The sequence below is a fragment of the Roseivivax sp. THAF30 genome, from assembly GCF_009363575.1.
Taxonomy (GTDB): domain Bacteria; phylum Pseudomonadota; class Alphaproteobacteria; order Rhodobacterales; family Rhodobacteraceae; genus Roseivivax; species Roseivivax halotolerans.
Genome location: NZ_CP045389.1, coordinates 3,077,274 through 3,096,590 on the forward strand (window position 1 = coordinate 3,077,274; position 19,317 = coordinate 3,096,590).

The 19,317-nt window shown below is 65.9% G+C and carries 19 protein-coding genes; 6 read left to right on the top strand and 13 right to left on the bottom strand.

Annotation, left to right across the window (positions count from 1 at the left end; translation table 11 throughout):
- Positions 1–10: 10 nt before the first annotated feature.
- On the top strand, positions 11–700 hold the full coding sequence (locus tag FIU91_RS14965; RefSeq protein WP_152463075.1) for an NAD-dependent deacylase: 690 nt from the start codon (positions 11–13) through the stop codon (positions 698–700).
- Positions 701–709: 9 nt separating this feature from the next.
- Here FIU91_RS14965 and FIU91_RS14970 read toward each other — a convergent pair whose 3' ends face one another.
- Positions 710–1,213, bottom strand: a complete 504-nt coding sequence (locus FIU91_RS14970) for a copper chaperone PCu(A)C (protein ID WP_152463076.1) — start codon at positions 1,211–1,213, stop codon at positions 710–712.
- Positions 1,214–1,261: 48 nt separating this feature from the next.
- A complete protein-coding gene (locus FIU91_RS14975) occupies positions 1,262–1,606 on the bottom strand; it encodes a hypothetical protein (protein WP_152463077.1) in 345 nt (114 codons plus the stop codon).
- A gap of 123 nt (positions 1,607–1,729) precedes the next feature.
- On the opposite strand from FIU91_RS14975, the gene FIU91_RS14980 reads away from it, so the two are divergent.
- Positions 1,730–2,503 carry a DUF2189 domain-containing protein gene (locus FIU91_RS14980; RefSeq protein WP_152463078.1) on the top strand — a complete coding sequence of 258 codons (774 nt, stop codon included), beginning with the start codon at positions 1,730–1,732 and terminating at the stop codon, positions 2,501–2,503.
- 62 nt (positions 2,504–2,565) lie between these two features.
- Here FIU91_RS14980 and rpmB read toward each other — a convergent pair whose 3' ends face one another.
- The 7 genes from rpmB to FIU91_RS15015 form a co-directional block, all read right to left on the bottom strand.
- Positions 2,566–2,859 carry a 50S ribosomal protein L28 gene (gene rpmB, locus FIU91_RS14985; protein WP_093009640.1) on the bottom strand — a complete coding sequence of 98 codons (294 nt, stop codon included), beginning with the start codon at positions 2,857–2,859 and terminating at the stop codon, positions 2,566–2,568.
- 124 nt (positions 2,860–2,983) lie between these two features.
- Positions 2,984–3,982 carry a methylmalonyl Co-A mutase-associated GTPase MeaB gene (gene meaB / locus FIU91_RS14990; RefSeq protein WP_152463079.1) on the bottom strand — a complete coding sequence of 333 codons (999 nt, stop codon included), beginning with the start codon at positions 3,980–3,982 and terminating at the stop codon, positions 2,984–2,986.
- Positions 3,983–4,018: 36 nt separating this feature from the next.
- A complete protein-coding gene (locus FIU91_RS14995; RefSeq protein WP_152463080.1) occupies positions 4,019–5,080 on the bottom strand; it encodes a molybdopterin-synthase adenylyltransferase MoeB in 1,062 nt (353 codons plus the stop codon).
- Positions 5,080–5,541 (bottom strand): dUTP diphosphatase, encoded by a 462-nt coding sequence (dut, locus tag FIU91_RS15000; RefSeq protein ID WP_172975023.1) that lies wholly within the window; start codon positions 5,539–5,541, stop codon positions 5,080–5,082. The genes FIU91_RS14995 and dut overlap by 1 nt, the downstream gene beginning before the upstream one ends.
- A 38-nt stretch (positions 5,542–5,579) precedes the next feature.
- The gene (gene coaBC, locus FIU91_RS15005) at positions 5,580–6,779 is read right to left on the bottom strand and encodes a bifunctional phosphopantothenoylcysteine decarboxylase/phosphopantothenate--cysteine ligase CoaBC (protein ID WP_152463081.1); all 1,200 of its coding nucleotides are present in this window, start codon (positions 6,777–6,779) and stop codon (positions 5,580–5,582) included.
- Between the two features lie 64 nt (positions 6,780–6,843).
- Positions 6,844–7,551, bottom strand: coding sequence for a ChaN family lipoprotein (locus tag FIU91_RS15010; RefSeq protein ID WP_371418189.1), 708 nt, complete (start codon positions 7,549–7,551; stop codon positions 6,844–6,846).
- Positions 7,552–7,625: 74 nt separating this feature from the next.
- Positions 7,626–8,504 (bottom strand): RNA polymerase factor sigma-32, encoded by an 879-nt coding sequence (locus tag FIU91_RS15015; RefSeq protein WP_093009646.1) that lies wholly within the window; start codon positions 8,502–8,504, stop codon positions 7,626–7,628.
- A gap of 220 nt (positions 8,505–8,724) precedes the next feature.
- On the opposite strand from FIU91_RS15015, the gene FIU91_RS15020 reads away from it, so the two are divergent.
- The gene (locus FIU91_RS15020; RefSeq protein WP_152463083.1) at positions 8,725–10,239 is read left to right on the top strand and encodes a YifB family Mg chelatase-like AAA ATPase; all 1,515 of its coding nucleotides are present in this window, start codon (positions 8,725–8,727) and stop codon (positions 10,237–10,239) included.
- Here the strand turns inward: FIU91_RS15020 and FIU91_RS15025 are convergent.
- The 4 genes from FIU91_RS15025 to rsmI all read right to left on the bottom strand — a co-directional run bounded on the left by FIU91_RS15025 (position 10,209) and on the right by rsmI (position 13,454).
- Positions 10,209–11,102, bottom strand: a complete 894-nt coding sequence (locus tag FIU91_RS15025; protein WP_152463084.1) for an alpha/beta hydrolase — start codon at positions 11,100–11,102, stop codon at positions 10,209–10,211. The genes FIU91_RS15020 and FIU91_RS15025 overlap by 31 nt on opposite strands.
- Entirely contained in the window at positions 11,099–12,034 is a 936-nt protein-coding gene (gene gshB / locus FIU91_RS15030; RefSeq protein WP_152463085.1) for a glutathione synthase, read from the bottom strand. The genes FIU91_RS15025 and gshB overlap by 4 nt, the downstream gene beginning before the upstream one ends.
- Positions 12,035–12,219: 185 nt before the next feature.
- Positions 12,220–12,591 carry a YraN family protein gene (locus tag FIU91_RS15035; protein WP_152463086.1) on the bottom strand — a complete coding sequence of 124 codons (372 nt, stop codon included), beginning with the start codon at positions 12,589–12,591 and terminating at the stop codon, positions 12,220–12,222.
- Positions 12,588–13,454 (bottom strand): 16S rRNA (cytidine(1402)-2'-O)-methyltransferase, encoded by an 867-nt coding sequence (gene rsmI, locus FIU91_RS15040; RefSeq protein WP_152463087.1) that lies wholly within the window; start codon positions 13,452–13,454, stop codon positions 12,588–12,590. Before rsmI ends, FIU91_RS15035 begins: the two co-directional genes overlap by 4 nt.
- 103 nt (positions 13,455–13,557) lie before the next feature.
- Here rsmI and FIU91_RS15045 point away from each other — a divergent pair, with 103 nt between their 5' ends.
- The 3 genes from FIU91_RS15045 to ade all read left to right on the top strand — a co-directional run bounded on the left by FIU91_RS15045 (position 13,558) and on the right by ade (position 19,316).
- Positions 13,558–14,736 (top strand): penicillin-binding protein activator, encoded by a 1,179-nt coding sequence (locus FIU91_RS15045; RefSeq protein WP_152463088.1) that lies wholly within the window; start codon positions 13,558–13,560, stop codon positions 14,734–14,736.
- Entirely contained in the window at positions 14,696–17,506 is a 2,811-nt protein-coding gene (locus tag FIU91_RS15050; protein ID WP_152463089.1) for a [protein-PII] uridylyltransferase, read from the top strand. Before FIU91_RS15045 ends, FIU91_RS15050 begins: the two co-directional genes overlap by 41 nt.
- A gap of 115 nt (positions 17,507–17,621) precedes the next feature.
- Positions 17,622–19,316 carry an adenine deaminase gene (ade, locus tag FIU91_RS15055; RefSeq protein ID WP_152463090.1) on the top strand — a complete coding sequence of 565 codons (1,695 nt, stop codon included), beginning with the start codon at positions 17,622–17,624 and terminating at the stop codon, positions 19,314–19,316.
- The last annotated feature ends 1 nt before the right edge of the window (position 19,317 follow it).

A 19,317-nucleotide genomic window follows, 5' to 3' on the forward strand; every position in this document is an offset into this window, starting at 1 on the left:
AAAGGCAATGATGGACGGCAAGATCGTGATCCTGACCGGTGCGGGTATCTCCGCGGAAAGCGGGCTCGGCACGTTCCGCGACAAGGACGGCATCTGGACGAAGCATTCCATCGAGGATGTCGCGACGCCCGAGGCCTTCGCCCGCGATCCCGCGCGCGTTCAGGCGTTCTACAATGCCCGCCGCGCGCAGGCCGCGGAGGCGACACCCAACGCCGCCCATGTCGCGCTGGCGGAATTGCAGGCGGCGCGGCCGGACACGGTGATCGTCACGCAGAACGTCGACGGGCTGCACGAGGCGGCAGGGGCCAAGGTGATCCACATGCATGGTGAGTTGTCACGGGCGCTCTGCGCCGCGTGCAGGCACCGCTGGGACGCGCCGCTCGAGATGCGGGTGGGCGAGACCTGCCTGTTGTGTGGCGCGCCCGAGGCGCGGCCCGATATCGTCTGGTTCGGAGAGATGCCCTACCACATGGAGGAGATCCTCGATCACCTGCTCGATGCCGATCTGTTCGTCGCCATCGGCACGTCGGGGCTTGTCTACCCGGCGGCGGGTTTCGTCGAGGAAGCCCGGATCGCCGGGATCGACACGGTCGAGATCAATCTCGAGGCCACGGAAGCCTCGGCGCTGTTCGACCGAACGGTGACCGGCCCCGCGAGCGAGGCGGTGCCGGCCTGGGTCAAGGGGATGCTGGGGCGCTAGCCCAGCGCCTCAATTGCCCGACGCGCCGCGGTCCATGTCCCCGTGGTTCATATCCCCGTGGTCCATCGCGCCATGATCCATGTCCTGCCGCTCGCGGTCGACCATGATATCGAGCGAGACCTCTGTCCCATCCTCGAAGCCCAGCGTGACAGGCACGGTCTCGCCCTGGATCAGCGGATCGTTCAGCCCCATGAACATGACGTGATCGCCGCCGCGTGCGAGTTCGTGCGTTGCACCGGGCGCGATCTCGATGCCGTCTTCGATCTCCACCATCTGCATCATGCCATTCTCGGCTTCGTTATGGGTGTGAAGCTCGACCCGCGTGGCGATCTCGGAGGCGGCGGTGACAAGACGCATCGGTGCGTCACCGGTATTCTCGATCACCATGAAGGCTGCGCCGGTCGGGGCGGAGGGCGTGGCACTGCGGATATAGGCGTCGGAGACTGTGATCTCCGCGGCAGCGGCGGAAGCGAAGAGCGCGGCGGCGCTCGCGATGAGGGTCGTACGGAACATGAGCGGAATCCTTTCCCGGTCCGGATCTGATAGAATTGACGTAACGTATCAGGACAGGAACGGCGGCGCCCGCGCGTGAGGTCCGAGGATGGCGCGTCCCGCGCTTTGCCGGAACGCCACAGCATCGACATGCGCGCGAAGGTTCGCAGTGCGCAGAGACGATATCGGGGGCGCATCCGCGACGAACAGGAGCGCATCCCCGGCATCCGGGCAAAGCTGGCTCCGGCGGACCGGCTCGCCCTCGGTATTGAGCGTAAGCGTGACGCGCTCGAGACCCGAACATAGGATGACGTTTTCATGGGCCGGCGCCGCGCCGCGCGCCACGGCCATCTCGATGCTGGTTCCGGCAAGGACCAGCGCAAGCAGGCAAGACAGGAGGGCGCGCAGTATCATGCCTCCGTCATGCCGCCTCCCCCTTTCGCCGGCAAGGCGACAATTGAGCGCCGCGATCGAAAAGCTTCCCCAGAGCGCTGAGCCTTTGCTATTTTGGCAAAGAGGCCAGGAGGAGCCCCAGCCATGACAGCCCTTACCGATCCGCCTGTCGCGAAAGACGTGGCATTGGCGCGGCTTTCGTTCGGTGACCTTGCCGAGATCCTGCGGGCAGGCTGGCGCGACTTTAGGCGCGCGCCGCAATACGGGCTGTTCTTCTCGGGAGTCTACGTGGTCTCGGGACTTGCGCTCTGGGCGCTCGGCGCGGGTCTTTTCACCTGGACGCTGAGCTTCACGCTTGGCTTCCCACTGGTCGCGCCCTTCCTCGCCGTGGGGCTCTACGAGGTGAGTCGCCGGATCGAAGCGGGCGCGGAGCTGAGCTTTCCGGGCGTGCTTGGCATCGTCTGGCGAGAGCGCACGCGCCAGATTCCCTGGGCGGGCGCGGTGATCGTGATCTACTTCCTGTTCTGGTCGTTCTTCGCCCACATGCTTTTCGCGCTCATCATGGGACCCTCGGCGCTGATGGGACCGCCCGACGATCTCGCGACCTATCTGACCGGCGCAGGGCTTCGCATGCTCGCTGTCGAAGCGGCGTTCGGGGCGGCCTTCGCGCTTCTGCTCTTTGCGATGACAGCGATCAGCCTGCCGATGCTTCTCGACCGCGAAGTCGATTTCGTGACCGCGATGCGCCTGTCCATCCGCGCCACGCGCGAGAATTTCGCGGTCATGCTGGTCTGGGCGGCGCTGATCGCGGGGTTGACCTTCCTGGCACTGCTGCCGTGGTTCCTGGGCCTCTTCGTCGTGCTGCCCGTTCTGGGCCACGCAAGCTGGCACCTCTATCGCCGCGTGTTGCCGGTGTGACCGGCCAAACAAAAAGGCGCGCCCTGGGGCACGCCTTTGAGTTCGTCAAATGAAAGCTAGGCTCACGCCTCGGCGGAGGTGCGGGCTTTCATGATCTCTTTCTTGACCTTCAGCGCCGCGTCGGAGAGCTGGCTGTCCTTTGCCTTCTCCAGATAGCGGTCGAGACCGCCGCGGTGGTCGACCGTACGCAGAGCCGAGGACGAGATACGCAGCTTGATGCCACGGCCCAGCGTCTCGGATTGCAGGGTCACCTTGTTCAGGTTCGGCAGGTAGCGCCGCTTGGTCTTGTTGTTGGCGTGGCTGACATTGTTGCCAACCATCGGGCCTTTACCGGTCAGTTCGCACACGCGCGACATGGGTTCATCCTCGTCAATGTCAGGGCGAAAGAGCGGTGTTGCGACTTTCACCAAATGGAAAGGACGCCGCAGGGGCGGCGCCCGGAATCTTGTCGCGCTTCTCTAGGCAAGCGGAGAGGTGGCGTCAAGTCCCTCCGGGCCCGCGCTGCAGATAGGTCGTAAGCAAATCCTCTGCGGCCGCCGCCGCTGTCAGATCGCCTGCCTCGACCTGCCCTGCGAGCCGCTCCATCGCGCCCTTCACCGGCTCCCGGCGCAATGTCGACAGGAGCGCCTCACGCACTTCCGCCTCGAACCAGTAGCGCGCCTGCGCCCGTCGCCGCGCATCCCAGTGCCCGGCCTCGCGCCGCCATTCGGCAAGCGTTGTCATCTCGTCCCAGGCCGTGTCGAGCCCCGTCTCTTGCGCCGCTGAAACGGTCAGCGCCTTTGGGAACCCTTCGGGATCCTGCGGACGCTTGCGCAAAAGCCGGAGCGCCCCGGCATAATCGGCGCAGGTGCGGCTTGCCGTGGCCTTGAGATCGCCGTCCGCCTTGTTGATCAGGATGATGTCGGCCATCTCCATGATGCCGCGCTTGACACCTTGCAGCTCGTCTCCCCCCGCAGGGGCCAGCAGCAGCACGAAAAGGTCCGACAACTCGGCTACCACCGTCTCGGACTGGCCGACGCCGACCGTCTCGATCAGGATCACGTCGAAATCCGCCGCTTCGCAGAGCTCGATCGCCTCGCGCGTCCTCCGGGCGACGCCGCCGAGATGGCTCTGGCTGGGCGACGGGCGGATGAAGGCGTTCGGGTCACGCGACAGCTGCTCCATTCGGGTCTTGTCCCCCAGGATCGAGCCGCCCGAGCGCGCCGAGGACGGGTCCACCGCCAGCACGGCGACCTTGAGGCCCTGTGCGGTCAGCATCAAACCGAAAGCCTCGATGAAGGTCGATTTGCCGACACCGGGCGTACCGGAGAGCCCGACGCGCAAAGCCTGCCGTCCGTGATCGGCATCCTTCAACGCTTGCAGAAGCGCGATGGCGTCGGCCCGGTGATCCGCGCGGCCGCTTTCGACAAGGGTGATGGCGCGGGCCAAGGCCCGCCGTTTGGACGACAGGATATCAGTGCTGAGCTCGTCGATATCCATGCCGCCTCTCGTCTTGGAACCGGCCCCGTTCTGGCCTCAGCCCCGCGATTTGTCCAGATCGCCGCAGACGGGGCAATCGGCCCGGCGTCTCAGCGCGATCTTCCGCGTCTCGCCCCAGAGCGCGTCGTAGATCATCATCTCGCCTCGCAACGGCGCGCCTGCATCAGTGGCGATCTTCACGGCTTCGACGGCCATCATCGCGCCAACGACACCCGGCAGCGGGCCGAGCACCCCGGCCTCCGCGCAGGAGGGCGCAAGGCCCGGCGCGGGCGCTTCGGGGAAGATGCACTGGTAGCACGGCGCATAGTTTGCCGGGTCGAAGACAGAGAGCTGCCCTTCCCATTGCGACAGCGCGCCGGAGATCAGCGGCAGGCCAGCTTTCACGGCTGCGCGGTTCGCAAGATAGCGCGTCTCGAAATTGTCCGTCCCGTCGAGGATAACGTCATAGTCGGCGAACAGCTCGCTGGCGATGTCCCCGGTCAGACGCCTCTGATAGGGTTTCACCGTGATATGCGGGTTCTGGGCAAGCATCGCCGCCTCGGCCGAGAAGACCTTCGGCATCCCGATATCGGCGTCCCGGTGGATCACCTGCCGCTGCAGGTTCGCGTTCTCGACGCTGTCATCGTCGATCACGCCGATCGTGCCGACACCGGCCGCTGCGAGATATTGCAAGGCTGGCGCGCCGAGGCCGCCTGCCCCGATCACGAGGACGCGCGCCTCTTTCAGCGCCTTCTGCCCCGGACCGCCGATCTCGCGCAGCACGATATGGCGGGCATAGCGCTCAAGCTCGGTCGTGCTGAACGTGCCCTTGGGTTTCGCAGGCGCTTCCTCGGCCTCTTTCTCTTCGGCCTTCGCCCGCAAGCGTCCAAGCCCTTGGCGGTAGAGGAACACCAATACAGCCATGCCTCCGAGGATGAGCCAGGGCGCGGCAGAGCCACCGGTCGCTTCGCGCAAGGGATGGCCGTCCGGCAAGGCGACCTGCAGACCGAGCACGGCGACGTAGAGAAGGCCCAGCATGATGAGCCGCGCTTGCCGGGGCGTGCCCATGAGATGCCCAAGGCCCCATAGAGCGGCGGCTATGATCAGAACCAGCACCATCAGCCGCGCCCTGTCGAGCCGAAGCCGCCGTCACCGCGCGGTGTCTCGTCCAGCGTCTCGGTGAGAGCGAACGCGGCCTGCACCACCGGCGCGACGACAAGTTGCGCGATGCGGTCGCCGTGGCGGATCGTGTAGGGCTCGCGGCCGGCATTCATCACGATCACGCCGAGCGGCCCTCGATAATCGCAGTCGATCGTGCCGGGTGCGTTGGGCAGCGTGATCCCGTGCTTGAGCGCAAGTCCCGACCGGGGGCGGATCTGCGCCTCGTAGCCGTCCGGAAGCGCGAGGCGGAAGCCCGTTGGCACGAGAACACGCGCGCCGGGTGCAAGCTCGACGCTGCCCCTATCCGCGAGATTCGCGCGTAGATCCGCCCCGGCCGCGCCCGATGTCTCGTAGCGCGGCAGGCCCAGCGTCCGGTCCGCGCCCTCGTCCCACATGATGCTGACGCGCAACGGGCTCATGGCGTCGTCTCTCGGCAAATCCGCAAAACTCCTGCCCCTCAAACCGCGTCCAGCGCCTGCGCGATCCGCGCGGCCAATTGCATCGCCACCTGGTCCTTGCTCATGCGCGGCCAACTCTCCGCGCCATCCTCGGTGATGAGGGTGACCGCGTTCTCGCTTCCGCCCATGATGCCCGTCGCGGGCGAGACATCGTTGGCGAGGATCCAGTCGCAGCCCTTGCGCACACGCTTCGCGGTGGCATGCGCCTCGACATCGTCGGTTTCGGCGGCGAACCCCACGACAAGCGAGGGGCGTCCGTCGCCCATCTGCGAGATCTCCGCGAGAATGTCGGGATTTTCCGAGAACGTCAGGGTCGGCAGCCCGCCCTTCGTCTTCTTGATCTTCGAGGCGCTCTCTTCGGCCACGCGCCAATCGGCAACGGCAGCGGCGGCGATCATCGCATCGGCGGGCAGCGCCGACAGAACGGCCTCGCGCATCTGCCGAGCGGTCTCTACGCGCACCACCTCGACACCTTCGGGCGGCGGGATCGTGGCGGGGCCGGTCACGAAGACGACCTCGGCTCCCTGCCCCGCGAGCGCCCGCGCGATGGCGGCGCCTTGCGCGCCAGAAGAGCGGTTGGCGATGTAGCGCACGGGGTCTATGGGCTCGTGCGTCGGCCCGGAGGTCACGACGATGCGCCGCCCCGCCAGGGGCCCTGCCGCGAGCCGCGCTTCAATGGCGGCGACGATCTCCAGCGGCTCGGCCATCCGTCCCGGCCCGTATTCGCCGCAAGCCATGCCGCCCTCGTTGGGGCCGGTCACGTGCACGCCGTCCGACACGAGTGTCGCGAGGTTGCGCTGCGTTGCGGGGTGATCCCACATCCGCACGTTCATCGCCGGCGCGATCAGCACGGGGGTGTCGGTCGCCAGAAGAAGCGTCGAGGCCAGATCGTCTGCGCGCCCCTGAGCCATTTTCGCCATCAGATCAGCCGTCGCGGGAGCCACGACCACGAGATCCGCGACCCGGCTGAGCTGGATATGACCCATCTCCGCCTCTTGCGTGAGATCGAACAGGTCTTGATGAACATCCGCCCCAGCCAGCGCCGCGACCGATAGAGGCGTGACGAATTCCGCACCAGCGCGCGTCAGAACCGGCGTCACGGCCGCACCGCGCTCGCGCAGGCGGCGGATCAGATCGAGGCTCTTGTAGGCCGCGATGCCCCCGCCGATGACCAGAAGAATTCGTTTTCCCTGAAGCATATCCGCCCCGACAAGCCGTTCTTTTTCAGGTCTAAAGACGCCTGCGCCCCGGCACAAGCGCCGCTCAGCGGAAGGCGGCGCAAGGATCGCCCCGGTCGACCGCAGGCGCGGTTTCGATCCGGTCGAAGCCTTCGGGCAAGGGCGGTGCGCCCTCCTCGGCCTGTCCAAGCGTTGCCATCCGCACATCGGGCGCGGCACGAGCGATGAGCGCGGGCGCCCCCCAATCGGGCCGGGCATGACCGTTCCCGGTGATGACGACGACCGGGCCGCCCTCTGCCTCGAGCGCATCGAGCGCCGCTTCCGCGATCTTCGCATCGCGAAGCCGCTGAATATCAACCATCACCGGCAGCATCTCTTCGGGCAGCGCGTCGCAATGCGCTTCGGCTTGCAGCGCCTGCCGGGCCTCCTGCTCGTCGGCGGGCAGCGGCTCGGGAAGGCCGAAACGGTCAGCGCCCTGACCGAACGCCTCCACCATGCCGATCTCCGACGCCCGTCGCGCATCCTCGCGCGGGACGGCAGCGCCGTAAAACGCAGCCTCGGGCGCGGCGGCGAAGATCGGATAATACATCGTGAAATCCGGCCAGCCGCTTCCGGCCCAATCCAGCGCCTCGCCAAGCGCGGCCTCGTCGGCAACGAGCTCGGGCGTGATGCCGCTCGCTTGGTCCGGCGTGAGCATCTCGAAGACGAGCGCTGTCGGCGCAATCTCCGCCACGAGCTCCGCCTGACGCGCGTGATGTGCCGGATTGTCGTGCTGTTCGCCAAGAAACACCACGTCAGCGGACGCGAAATCGCCCCCGTCGGCAAGTGCGACAGGGGCGAGAGAGATCGCGGCAACCGCCAGTGACGTCAGGCGAGGAATGCTCTGACCTCGCGAGACTGGGTTTCCAGCGTCTTGCGCATCTTCTGGAAGGCGGCGGCTTCAAGCTGGCGGACGCGCTCTTTCGAAAGTCCAAGCTCGTTGCCGAGGCTTTCGAGTGTGCGGGTCTCTTCCTTGAGCTTGCGCTCGCGCACGATAAAGCGCTCCCGGTCGTTGAGCTGCTGCATGGCGATGACGAGCCATTCACGCAGTTGCTCGGTGTCGTGGGTATTTTCGACAAGCTCCGATGCCTGCGTGCTCTCGTCTTCCAGCGCGTCGATCCATTCGCGGCCCTCATCCTCGACGGACTGGGTGGCGTTGAGCGAGTAGTCGGATCCCGAAAGACGCCCTTCCATCATTTCCACGTCGTGCAGCGGAACGCCGATCTCGGTAGAGATCATCTGGCGCAACTGATGGCGGTCGAGGCTCGCGCCGTTGGCCGCCGCTTCACGCTCGATCCGTGCTTGCACACGGCGCATGTTGAAGAAGAGTGACTTCTGCGAGGAGGTCGACCCGGTGCGGACCATCGACCAGTTCCGCATCACGTAATCCTGGATCGAGGCCTTGATCCACCAGACCGCGTAGGTCGAAAAGCGAACACCGCGGTCCGGATCGAACTTGTCGGCGGCCTTCATGAGGCCAAGCCCGGCTTCCTGGATGAGATCGTTCATCGGCGCGCCGTACCGCTTGAATTTGGCTGCCATGGAAATGGCGAGACGCATGTAGGCCGTGATAAGACGGTGAAGCGCCGCTTCATCCCGTTCATCGCGCCACGCATAGGCAAGTTTCAATTCGGTTTCGGCATCCAGCAGCTCGGCCTTCATTGCCCGCCGTGACAAGGTCTGATCGTTGAATGCGTCTAGAGCCATCTTCACTCCCCAGTGAAAAACTACAGGTCATTTTTGAGGGACGTTTAAACCTGCTTACGGGGGCTGAACGCCTCTGGATCGGAATCGGTTTCAAAAAAATTTCGCGCGATACTGGAAATCGGGCAATGATCGCTTAGGCGCACAACGGTATACCTTCTTAATGCTTCGCTAACCTTGTTGGCCGAAGGCTTTCGTTATCGTCAGATGCGGAGCCTCAGGCATGGTCGCCGTCGCCTATACCGTCGCCTTCGAGGGCGTCTCGGCCCGCATGGTCGAGGTGCAATGCGCCGTGTCGCCCGGGATGCCCGCCTTCGCCATCGTGGGCCTGCCCGACAAGGCGGTGTCAGAGGCGCGAGACAGGGTCCGCACGGCGCTCTCGTCCCTGTCGATCGCGCTGCCCTCCAAGCGGATCACGATCAATCTGTCACCCGCGGATCTGCCGAAGGAAGGCTCGCATTTCGACCTGCCGATCGCGATGAGCCTTCTCGCAGCGCTCGATATCGTGCCGCGGGACGCGGTCGCCGGACACGTGGCGCTCGGGGAATTGTCGCTGAACGGAGCACTGGTGCCGGTTGCAGGTGCGCTCCCCGCTGCGCTGGCTGCCGCCGAGGAGGCGCGCGGGCTTGTCTGTCCGGACGGCTGCGGTGCGGAGGCCGCCTGGGTCGATGCATGCCAGGTGATCGGCGCGGAGTCCTTGTTGCAGCTCGTGCAGCATTTCACCGGTCAATCGCCCCTTCCACCTGCAAGACCCGGAGAGGTCACCGCCACGCGCGGCGCGCGGGATCTCAACGAGGTGAAGGGGCAGGAAAAGGCCAAACGCGCGCTCGAAATCGCCGCGGCGGGCCGTCACCATTTGATGCTGATCGGCACTCCGGGATCGGGCAAGTCGATGTTGGCGGCCCGGCTGCCGGGACTCTTGCCGCCGCTCTCGCCGATGGAGGCGCTCGAAACCTCGATGATCCATTCGCTGGCAGGGCTTCTTGATGAAGGCGGCATATCGCGCGAGCGGCCGTTTCGCGCACCGCATCATACCGCCTCGATGCCCGCGCTCGTCGGCGGCGGTCGGCGCGCCCAGCCGGGCGAGATCAGCCTCGCGCATAATGGGGTCTTGTTCATGGACGAATTCCCGGAATTTCCGCGCACCGTGCTCGAAACCTTGCGCCAACCGATCGAAACGGGCGAGGTCATGGTCGCGCGGGCCAATGCCCATGTGACCTATCCGTGCCGGTTCCTGTTGATCGCAGCCGCCAATCCCTGCCGCTGCGGCTACCTGCCCGATGCCGAACGCGCCTGCGCGCGCGCGCCCAATTGCGGGGAAGACTATCTGGGGCGGATATCGGGGCCGCTGATGGACCGGTTCGACCTGCGGATCGAGGTGCCGCCGGTTGCGTTTACCGATCTCGATGCGCCATCCGGCGGCGACAGCTCCTCGGTCGTGGCCGACCGCGTCGCCGCGGCGCGCGCGGTGCAAGCGGCCCGTTTCGGAGAGAAGAGTGCGTGCCGAACCAATGCCGATGCGGAGGGACGCCAACTCGATGAGATCGCGCCGCTCGACAGCGAATGCCGCGGCCTCATCATCTGCGCCGCCGAGCGGTTGAGCCTCTCCGCCCGCGGCTACCACCGGACCTTGCGCGTTGCGCGCACCATCGCGGACCTCGAGGGCAGCGAGGACATCCGCCGCCCGCACCTTGCCGAGGCGCTGAGCTACCGGCTTCTGTCGGCGAAGGAGGCCTGAACGAACTCTGCCGTGCGGACAAGGCTTTCCCGCGCTTCGGGCAGGTAGCCATCGAAGAGCTGCCAGACATGCGGCATCTCAGGGACAACATCCTCGCTCACCACGCCGCCGAAGTCTCGCAGCCGCTCCGCCAGCCGGCGGCTGTCGTCCCGCAGGATCTCGTGCTCGCCATATTGCAGGAAGACCGGCGGGCAGCCGGGATACGTGGCATAAAGCGGAGAGGCGTGCGGATCGCGGGGATCGTGGTCGCCTAGATAAAGCTCGACAACCTCGGCCATCCGCGTCACCGGCAAAACGGGATCGACCTCGGCGTTCAGCTCGAGGCTTTCGCCTGTCAGCGCAAGATCGGTCCAGGGTGAAAAGGCAAAGGCGGCGGCAGGCGGCGTGCCCTCCTCGCACAGCGCCGCAAGCAGCGCCATCGCGAGACCGCCTCCCGCCGAATCGCCCCCGAGAACGATGTCCTGCGGTCTGTAACCGAGATCGGCAAGCCGGTCCCACGCTGCGCGCGCATCCTCGAAGGCAGCGGGAAACCGATGCTCCGGCGCGAGGCGGTAGCTGACGGCGCAGACCTCGACGCCGGTCATCTGCGACAAAAGACCGAGCGGGCCGAGATAGCCCTCGACGCTGCCCGAGATATAGGCGCCGCCGTGAAAATAGAGGATCGCCGCATTCGGCAGGCACGGCCCGGTATTGATCCAGGTCAGCCCGCCTGGGCGGTGCCAGTAACGCAAATAGGGCGGGTGCCGCAGCACGTAAGGCAAAAGGTCGACCTGGGCGGCATGGCGCGGATCGAAGACATGCTTCAGGAACGGCTTCAAGAGGTACCGAAGCGGCCCCGAGATGATCCGCGACTGCCAGCTCATGCGCGGCGGGCTTCGATCGCCTCCCAGATACGGGCGGCGATGTTGACGTTGTCGAAGCGTTCGAGCTCCTGCAGCCCGGTCGGCGAGGTCACGTTGATCTCTGTCAGGTAGTCGCCGATCACGTCGATGCCGACGAAGATCTGGCCCTTCTCGCGCAGGCGCGGGCCAATCGTCGCGCAGATCTCGCGGTCGCGGTCGGTCAGCGCGACCTTTTCGGGCCGGCCGCCTACATGCATGTTCGAGCGCACCTCGCCTTCAGCCGGCACGCGGTTGATCGCGCCCACGGCCTCGCCGTCGACCAGGATGATGCGCTTGTCGCCCTTGGAGACCGCGGGCAGGAATTTCTGCGCGATCAGCGGCTCGCGCGAGAAGCCGGTAAACATCTCGTGCAGCGACGACAGGTTCCGATCCTCGGCACCGAGCTTGAAGATCCCCGCCCCACCATTGCCGTAGAGCGGCTTCAGAATGATGTCGCCATGTCGTTCCCGGAACGCCTTGAGCGTGGCGAGATCCCGCGCGATCGTCGTCGGCGGCGTGAGTTCGGGGAAGTCGAGGACCAGCAGCTTCTCGGGAAAGTTCCGCACCCAGAAGGGATCGTTTACCACGAGCGTCGTCTTCGACAGCCGATCCAGAAGATGCGTCGTGGTGATGTAGTGCATATCGAATGGCGGATCCTGGCGCAGCCAGACCACGTCGAAATCAGCGAGATCCACATGGGTCATCTCGCCAAGGTCGGCATGATTGCCGACGTCGCGCCGCACGGAGAGGGGTCTGCCGCGCCCGGTGATCCGCCCTTCCTCGTAAGCCAGCGCATCGGGCAGGTAGTAGAACAGCGAATGGCCGCGCGCCTGCGCCTCCTCCGCGATGCGAAACGTGGAATCGGCGTTGATGTCGATGGGCCCGATCGGGTCCATCTGGATGGCGACTTTCATGTTGGCACTCCCGGGCGCGGTCGGTCTGTTGCGCCAAGAGATGCGTCAAAGCCGGGGCGGGGGCAATGGCGAGGCTGGATTTCATGCCTCGGGGCGGCGAACCTCCGATCAATACAGGCGAGGCCGCCGTCGCCGCGTAACGGTCGTGGGACGCGTCTGTCTTCGGCCAGACCTTGCGACCCGCCTCAGGCCATCAACGCGTTTTCCAGAATACGAATCTCGCCGAACCCGTTCACCAGCGCGACGTCGACGCGCATCTCGGTCAGAAGACCGTTCGGCTGGCTTCCTGCGAATTCTTCGCCCACGCGGCAGATCCGTGCGGCCTGACGTGGCGAGAGTGCCTCTGCGGCGCGGTCGAAGGAGCGGCTTTTCTTGACCTCGACGAAAACGAGCCCAGCACCATCGGCAAGAACCAGATCTATTTCGCCGCATCTCCCGCGCCAGCGCGTCGCAAGAGGCCGATAGCCGCGAGCGGCATAATCCGCCGCGACCTGCGCCTCGGCCGACAAGCCCGCCTGATAAGCGAGCGCGCCGGTTGCGGGTGATGCAAAGCTCATTCCCTCAGTTCCTTCGCAAGCATCATGGCCTCCTGGTAGACGGGCCGCTTCTTCACACCGAGCATCTGTGCGACATAATCGGCCGCATCGCGCACCGACATCGTCTGCAACGCCTCCTCGAGCGCCCTTGTTACGTCCGATCCGCTAACATTTTCCAAACGCCCGCGGTCGATCAGCACCACGACCTCGCCACGCGCCGCTGAATTTTCGTAAAATTCAGCAAGCTCGCCCAACGACCCGCGCCGCACCTCCTCGAATTTCTTCGTCAGCTCCCGCGCGACCGCCCCCTGCCGCTCCGCCCCGAGCGCCGCTTCGGCATCACGCAGCATCGCCGCCAGGCGCCGGGGCGATTCGTAGAAGACCAAAGTCGCCGGAACCCCGGCGAGCTCTTCGAGCGCGCGCCGCCGTGCGGATTGCTGGTTCGGCAGGAATCCCGCGAAGAGGAACCGGTCCGTCGGCAGCCCCGCCAGCGTCAGCGCCGTCACGACGGCCGCTGCGCCGGGCGCGCTCGTGACAGGATGCCCGGCCTCCGTCGCGGCCCGCGCCAGGTCGAAGCCGGGATCCGAGATCATCGGCGTGCCCGCTTCGGAGGCATAGGCCACCGATTTGCCTTCCGCCATCGCCGCAAGGATCTGCGGACGCATCTTCGCGCCGTTATGCTCGTGATACGCGAGCACCGGACGTCCGCCAAGAGAGATTCCGTGAATTTCCAGAAGCTTGCGTAGCGAGCGCGTGTCCTCAGCCGCGAGCACGTCCGCACTCGACAGCACGTCCAGGGCGCGCAGCGTGATGTCGCGGGCATTGCCTATCGGCGTTGCGACAAGGGTCAGACCCGGCGGAAGGCTGCTCTCATGCTGTTTCATGGTTGGACCCGTTAACCCGCTGTTCTAAGCTCGCGACAAAGCGGCGCAGGCCCGACCGGCGCGCCGACCGAACCACCGATAAGGATCGAGGGAGCCCGATACAATGTTTGCCCTGTTTACCGCCGCTCGCAAGGCGCTTCGCAAAACCGCGCTGGTCGCGGGCCTGACAGCGCTTGCCGCCTGCGACGCCACCTCCATCGGCTCCTTGACGCCTGGCGCTGGCGGCGGACGGATCGACGCATCCGAGCCTGTGCCCGTGGCCCTTTTGCTGCCTCGTTCGGATGCCAATGCCGGGTCGATCCCGCGCGATCTGGAAAACGCGGCCCGCCTCGCCGTCCAGAGCCTCGACGGCGTGTCGGTCGATCTGCGCGTCTACGACACGGCCGGTCAGCCCGCAACCGCCTCCGCCGTTGCACAGCAGGCCGTCGACGAGGGCGCGGTGGTGATTCTCGGCCCGCTCTACGGCGAGGCGGCGAATGCCGCAGCGATCGCGGTCGCCGACGAGGGCGTCAACGTTCTCAGTTTCTCCAACAACCCGACCATCGCGGGCGGCAACCTGTTCATCCTCGGCCAGACATTCCAGAACACCGCGAGCCGGCTTGTCAGCTACGGCGCCCGCCAGGGCCAGACCGACATCGCCGTGCTGTTCCAGGACAACATCGCCGGGCAGATCGGCCGCAACGCGGTGCAATCCGCGGCCTCCGCCAATGGCGCCCGCGTCGTCGCCTCGGAAGGCTACCAGCTCAACACCGAAAGCCTGACCTCCGCGATCGGGCGCATCTCGCCGCTGGTCGATGCCGGGGAGGCCGACACGCTGATGCTGACCGATAGCTGGGAGGGCGGCCTCTCGGTCGTGCTGCAGCTGGCGCCCGAGCAGGGCATCTCGCCCGCCTCTACGCAGTACATGGGACTGACGCGCTGGGATTCGCGTCCCGACGGCTTCCAGCTTCCGGGGATCGAGGGGGCTTGGTTCACCCTGCCCAACCGCTCCGCGCTCTCGGCCTTCGAGGGTCGGTATGCCGCGGCCTATGGGGGCTCTCCGCACCCGCTCGCCCCGCTCGCCTTCGACGGGATCAATGCGATCGGCTCGCTCGTCAGCCGCGGCAGCGGCATCGACCGGGCTGCGCTGACGCAGGGCGCTGGCTTCCAGGGCGCGACGGGTGTATTCCGCTTCCTGGCCAACGGGACCAATGAACGCGGTCTCGCCATTGCCACGGTGCAGAACCAGCAGGTGACGATCATTGACCCCGCCCCCCGCTCCTTCGGCGGTGCCGGTTTCTGAGGAAACCAGCCCGGACACGACCCCCACGCCCGACCTCATCGCGCCTCCGGACGAGATCTTCGACCGGGGGCGCGTTCGCGAGCGGTTGTGGGAAGACCTTGGCGATGCGACCGGCGAGCGCGCCGTACGCGAGATCGTCGTCCGCCATTTGAGCGCGGCGCGGGATGCCGGGCGCGACCGGATCGCCGAGGCTTTCCGGACGTCCCCGTTCAAGTCTCCCGAGGTCACGCGCGCCTATACCTATATCACCGACTGCCTCATCGCGCTGACGTTCGAAGTCGCGACGGAGAAGCTGCACCGGATGCCCAACCCGACCGAGGGCCAGCGCATCGCCGTCATGGCCGTGGGCGGATACGGACGGGGCGAGATGGCCCCCTTCTCGGATGTCGATCTGCTGTTCCTGACGCCCTACAAGATCACCGGCTGGGCCGAGAGCGTCATCGAATCGATGCTCTACGTGCTATGGGATCTGAAGCTCAAGGTCGGTCACGCCTCGCGCACGGTGAAGGATTGCCTGCGCCTCGGCGCCGAGGATTACACGATCCGCACCGCGATGCTCGAATGCCGCTACCTGACGGGCCACCGGGCCCTCGCCCACGAGCTGGAAGAGCGGCTTCGGAGCGATCTCTTCGAAGGCACCGAGGCGGACTTCGTGCAAGCCAAGCTCGAGGAGCGCGAGAGCCGGCACGAAAAGCAAGGCGGCCAGCGCTACGTCGTCGAGCCGAACGTGAAAGAGGGCAAGGGCGGTCTACGGGATCTGCAATCGCTCTACTGGATCCTCAAATACGTCCACCATACCGACAATCCCGAAGAGCTTGTGGCCAAGGGCGTCTTTCGCCCCGAGGAGTACCGCACTTTCCGCGAGGCCCAGGCGTTCCTCTGGGCCGTGCGCTGCCACCTGCATCTTCTTGCGGGCCGCGGGATGGAAAACCTGACCTTCGACATGCAGGTCGAGGTCGCCGAGCGCATGGGCTTTTCCGATCGCGGCGGCCGGCGCGGCGTCGAGATCTTCATGCAGACCTATTTCCGGCACGCGGTGGCGGTGGGCGACCTCACGCGCATCGTCCTGACCTCGCTCGAGGCGGATCAGAAGAAGGAGGCTCCGCTCCTCGTGCGCCTCTTCACCCGCGCGCCCAAGGTCCGCAGCGGATACCAGGTCACGAACGGACGGCTCGCCATCGCCAATGACGCGACCTTCCTGTCGGACAAGATCAACATCCTCAGGATTTACGAGGAGGCGCTCCGCACCGGCCTGTTGATCCACCCCGACGCGATGCGTCTCATCCAGGCCAACCTGCACCTTATCGACGAGGACATGCGTCGTTCGAAGGAGGCGCAACGGATCTTCCTCGACCTGATGCTGAAGCACGGCAACCCCGACCGCGCGCTGAGGCGGATGAACGAGCTCGGCGTCCTGTCGGCGTTCATTCCCGAATTCGAACCCATCGTCGCGATGATGCAATTCAACATGTATCACAGCTACACGGTCGACGAGCATACCATCCAGTGCATCTGGCACCTCTCGGAGATCGAGCAGGAAAACCTTGTCGAGGAGCTGCCTGTCGCCTCCACCATCCTGCGCGAAGGCGTGAACCGCCGGGTCCTCTACGTCGCTCTGCTTCTGCACGATATCGGCAAGGGCCGTGACGAGGATCATTCGGTGCTGGGCGCGAAGATCGCCCGCGTCGTCGCGCCCCGGCTCGGGCTCAACAAGGCCGAATGCGCCACCGTCGAATGGCTGATCCGCCATCATCTTCTGATGTCCGACATGGCGCAGAAGCGCGACATCGCCGATCCGCGCACGGTGCGCGACTTCGCCAAGGCGGTTCAGACGAAAGAGCGGCTCGATCTGCTTTGCGTGCTCACCGTCTGTGACATCCGCGGCGTCGGGCCCAATGTCTGGAACAACTGGAAGGCCGCGCTCCTGCGCGCGCTCTACCGGCAGACGCACCGCGTCCTCGAGGACGGGATGGAAGCGATCACCCGCGAGAATCGCAGCGTCGAGGCCAAGAAGCTCCTGCGCGAGCGGCTGGATCACTGGGACAAGAAAGACCTGCGCGCGGAAACGAGCCGCCACTACGAGACCTATTGGCAGGGCCTGCACGTCACCGCACACGTGGTCTTCGCCGAGCTTCTGAAGGATATCGGCACCGACGAGATCCGAATCGACATCCATCCCGACGAGGATCGCGACGCGACCCGCGTGTGTTTCGCGCTGGTCGACCATCCCGGCATCTTCGCCCGCCTCGCGGGTGCCCTGGCGCTGGTCGGCGCGAACGTGGTGGATGCGCGGACCTATACATCCAAGGACGGGTTCGCGACAGCGGTGTTCTGGGTGCAGGATTCCGAGGGGCATCCCTACGAGGCCGCGCGCCTGCCGCGCCTGCGCTCGATGATCGACAAGACGCTCAAAGGCGAGGTCGTGGCCCGCGAAGCGATCAAGTCGAAGGACAAGATCAAGAAGCGCGAGCGCGCCTTCAAGGTCGCGACCTCAATCACCTTCGACAATGACGGCTCGGAGATCTACACGATCATCGAGGTCGACACCCGCGACCGCCCCGGTCTTCTTTATGACCTCGCGCGCACATTGTCGGAATCGAACATCTACATCGCCAGCGCCGTGATCGCGACATATGGCGAGCAGGTCGTGGACAGCTTCTACGTCAAGGACATGTTCGGGCTGAAATTCTACACGCCGTCCAAGCAGAAGGTGATCGAGCGCCGCTTGCGTCAGGCGATCGAGGACGGTGCCAGGCGGGCTGCCGAATAGGCAAAGTTGACAGACGAAGGCCGTGCCAGCGCGTTGCGACTTGGGCCGCGCGGCGGGCCCGCCTATCCTTGCAGGGCACCCGGCCGCAGACGGCCCCCACGAAAGGATGCCAGCCATGAGCCACACCGAGACCCGGATCGCCGCCGCGCGGGGCGAGCGCCCTGCCGATCTCGTTCTTCGAGGCGGGCGGGTGCTCGACCTGGTGACCGGCGATCTGCTGGAGGGCGATGTCGCCGTTCTCGGCGACCGCATCGTAGGCACCTGCGAGAGCTACGAGGCCGCGCGCGTGATCGACGTCACCGGCCTGACACTGGTGCCCGGCTTCATCGACACGCATCTGCATGTCGAATCCTCGCTCGTCACGCCGTTCGAGTTCGACCGCTGCGTGACGCCGCTGGGCGTGACGACGGCGATCTGCGACCCGCACGAGATCGCAAACGTGATCGGCACGGACGGCATCCGCTACTTCCAGTCGGCCTCTGAGCATCTTCTGATGGACCTGCGCGTGCAGCTTTCGTCCTGCGTGCCCTCGACGGATATGGAGACGTCCGGCGCAACGCTCACCGCCGAGGATCTCGCGCCGCTACGCGGCCATCCTTCGGGGATCGGGCTCGCCGAAGTGATGAACTATCCCGGCGTCATCCATCGCGACCCCGCGATGATGGCCAAGCTCGCGCTCTTCGAGGGTGGGCATATGGACGGGCACTGCCCGCTTCTCTCGGGGCACGATCTCAACGCCTATATCGCCGCGGGCATCAGGACGGAGCATGAGGCGACCTCGGAGAACGAAGCGCGCGAGAAACTGCAGAAGGGGATGCGGGTTCTCATCCGCGAAGGCTCCGTCTCGAAGGATCTGCACGCGCTCGCGCCGCTCCTGACCGAGCGCACCGCGCCGTATATGTGCCTCTGCACCGACGATCGGAATCCGCTCGATATCGGGGAGGAAGGGCATCTCGACCACATGATCCGCACGCTGATCGGGCTCGGTGTGCCGCCGCTTGCGGCTTATCGGGCGGCCTCGCTATCGGCGGCGGAAGCCTTCGGGCTCAAGGATCGCGGGCTGATCGCGCCGGGCTACCGTGCCGATATCGTCGCCCTGCCCGACCTTGCCGAATGCCGAGCGGAGATGGTCATCGCGGGCGGGCGGATCGTGGACGACGCGGCCTTCGCGGCGCGGGGCAGTATCGATCCGGTCGGCCGCAAATCGGTCCATGCGCCGCCGCTGAAGCCGACCTCCTTCCGCTCGCCCGGCAATCGCGCCGAAACGCCCGTGATCGGCATCCGCGAAGGACAGATCCTCACCGATCACCTCACCGAAGAAATCGAGCCTGTGGACGGCGACAAGCGCCCCGACCCGGCCCGTGATCTCGTCCGGATCGCGGTGGTCGAACGGCACGGGCGCAACGGCAATATTTCCACGGGCTTCGTGCGCGGCTTCGGCCTCACGCGCGGGGCCATCGCCTCGACCGTCTGCCACGATCACCACAACATCGCCTGCGTCGGGATCGATTACGAGGACATGGCGCTGGCCGCCTCGCGACTTTCGGAGATCGAGGGGGGATTCGTCGTGGCGGCAGGCGGGGAGATCCTCGCGGAACTCGCGCTGCCCGTCGCAGGCCTCATGTCGCTCGGCACGTTCGAGGAGGTGCGGCGCGATCTCGAAACCTTGCGCCATGCCGCGAAGAGCCTCGGCGTGACGCTGAACGAGCCGTTCCTGCAGCTCGCCTTCCTTGCCCTGCCGGTGATCCCGGCGCTCAAGATCACCGACAGGGGAATGGTGGACGTCACCCGGTTCGAGCTGTTGCCCTGAG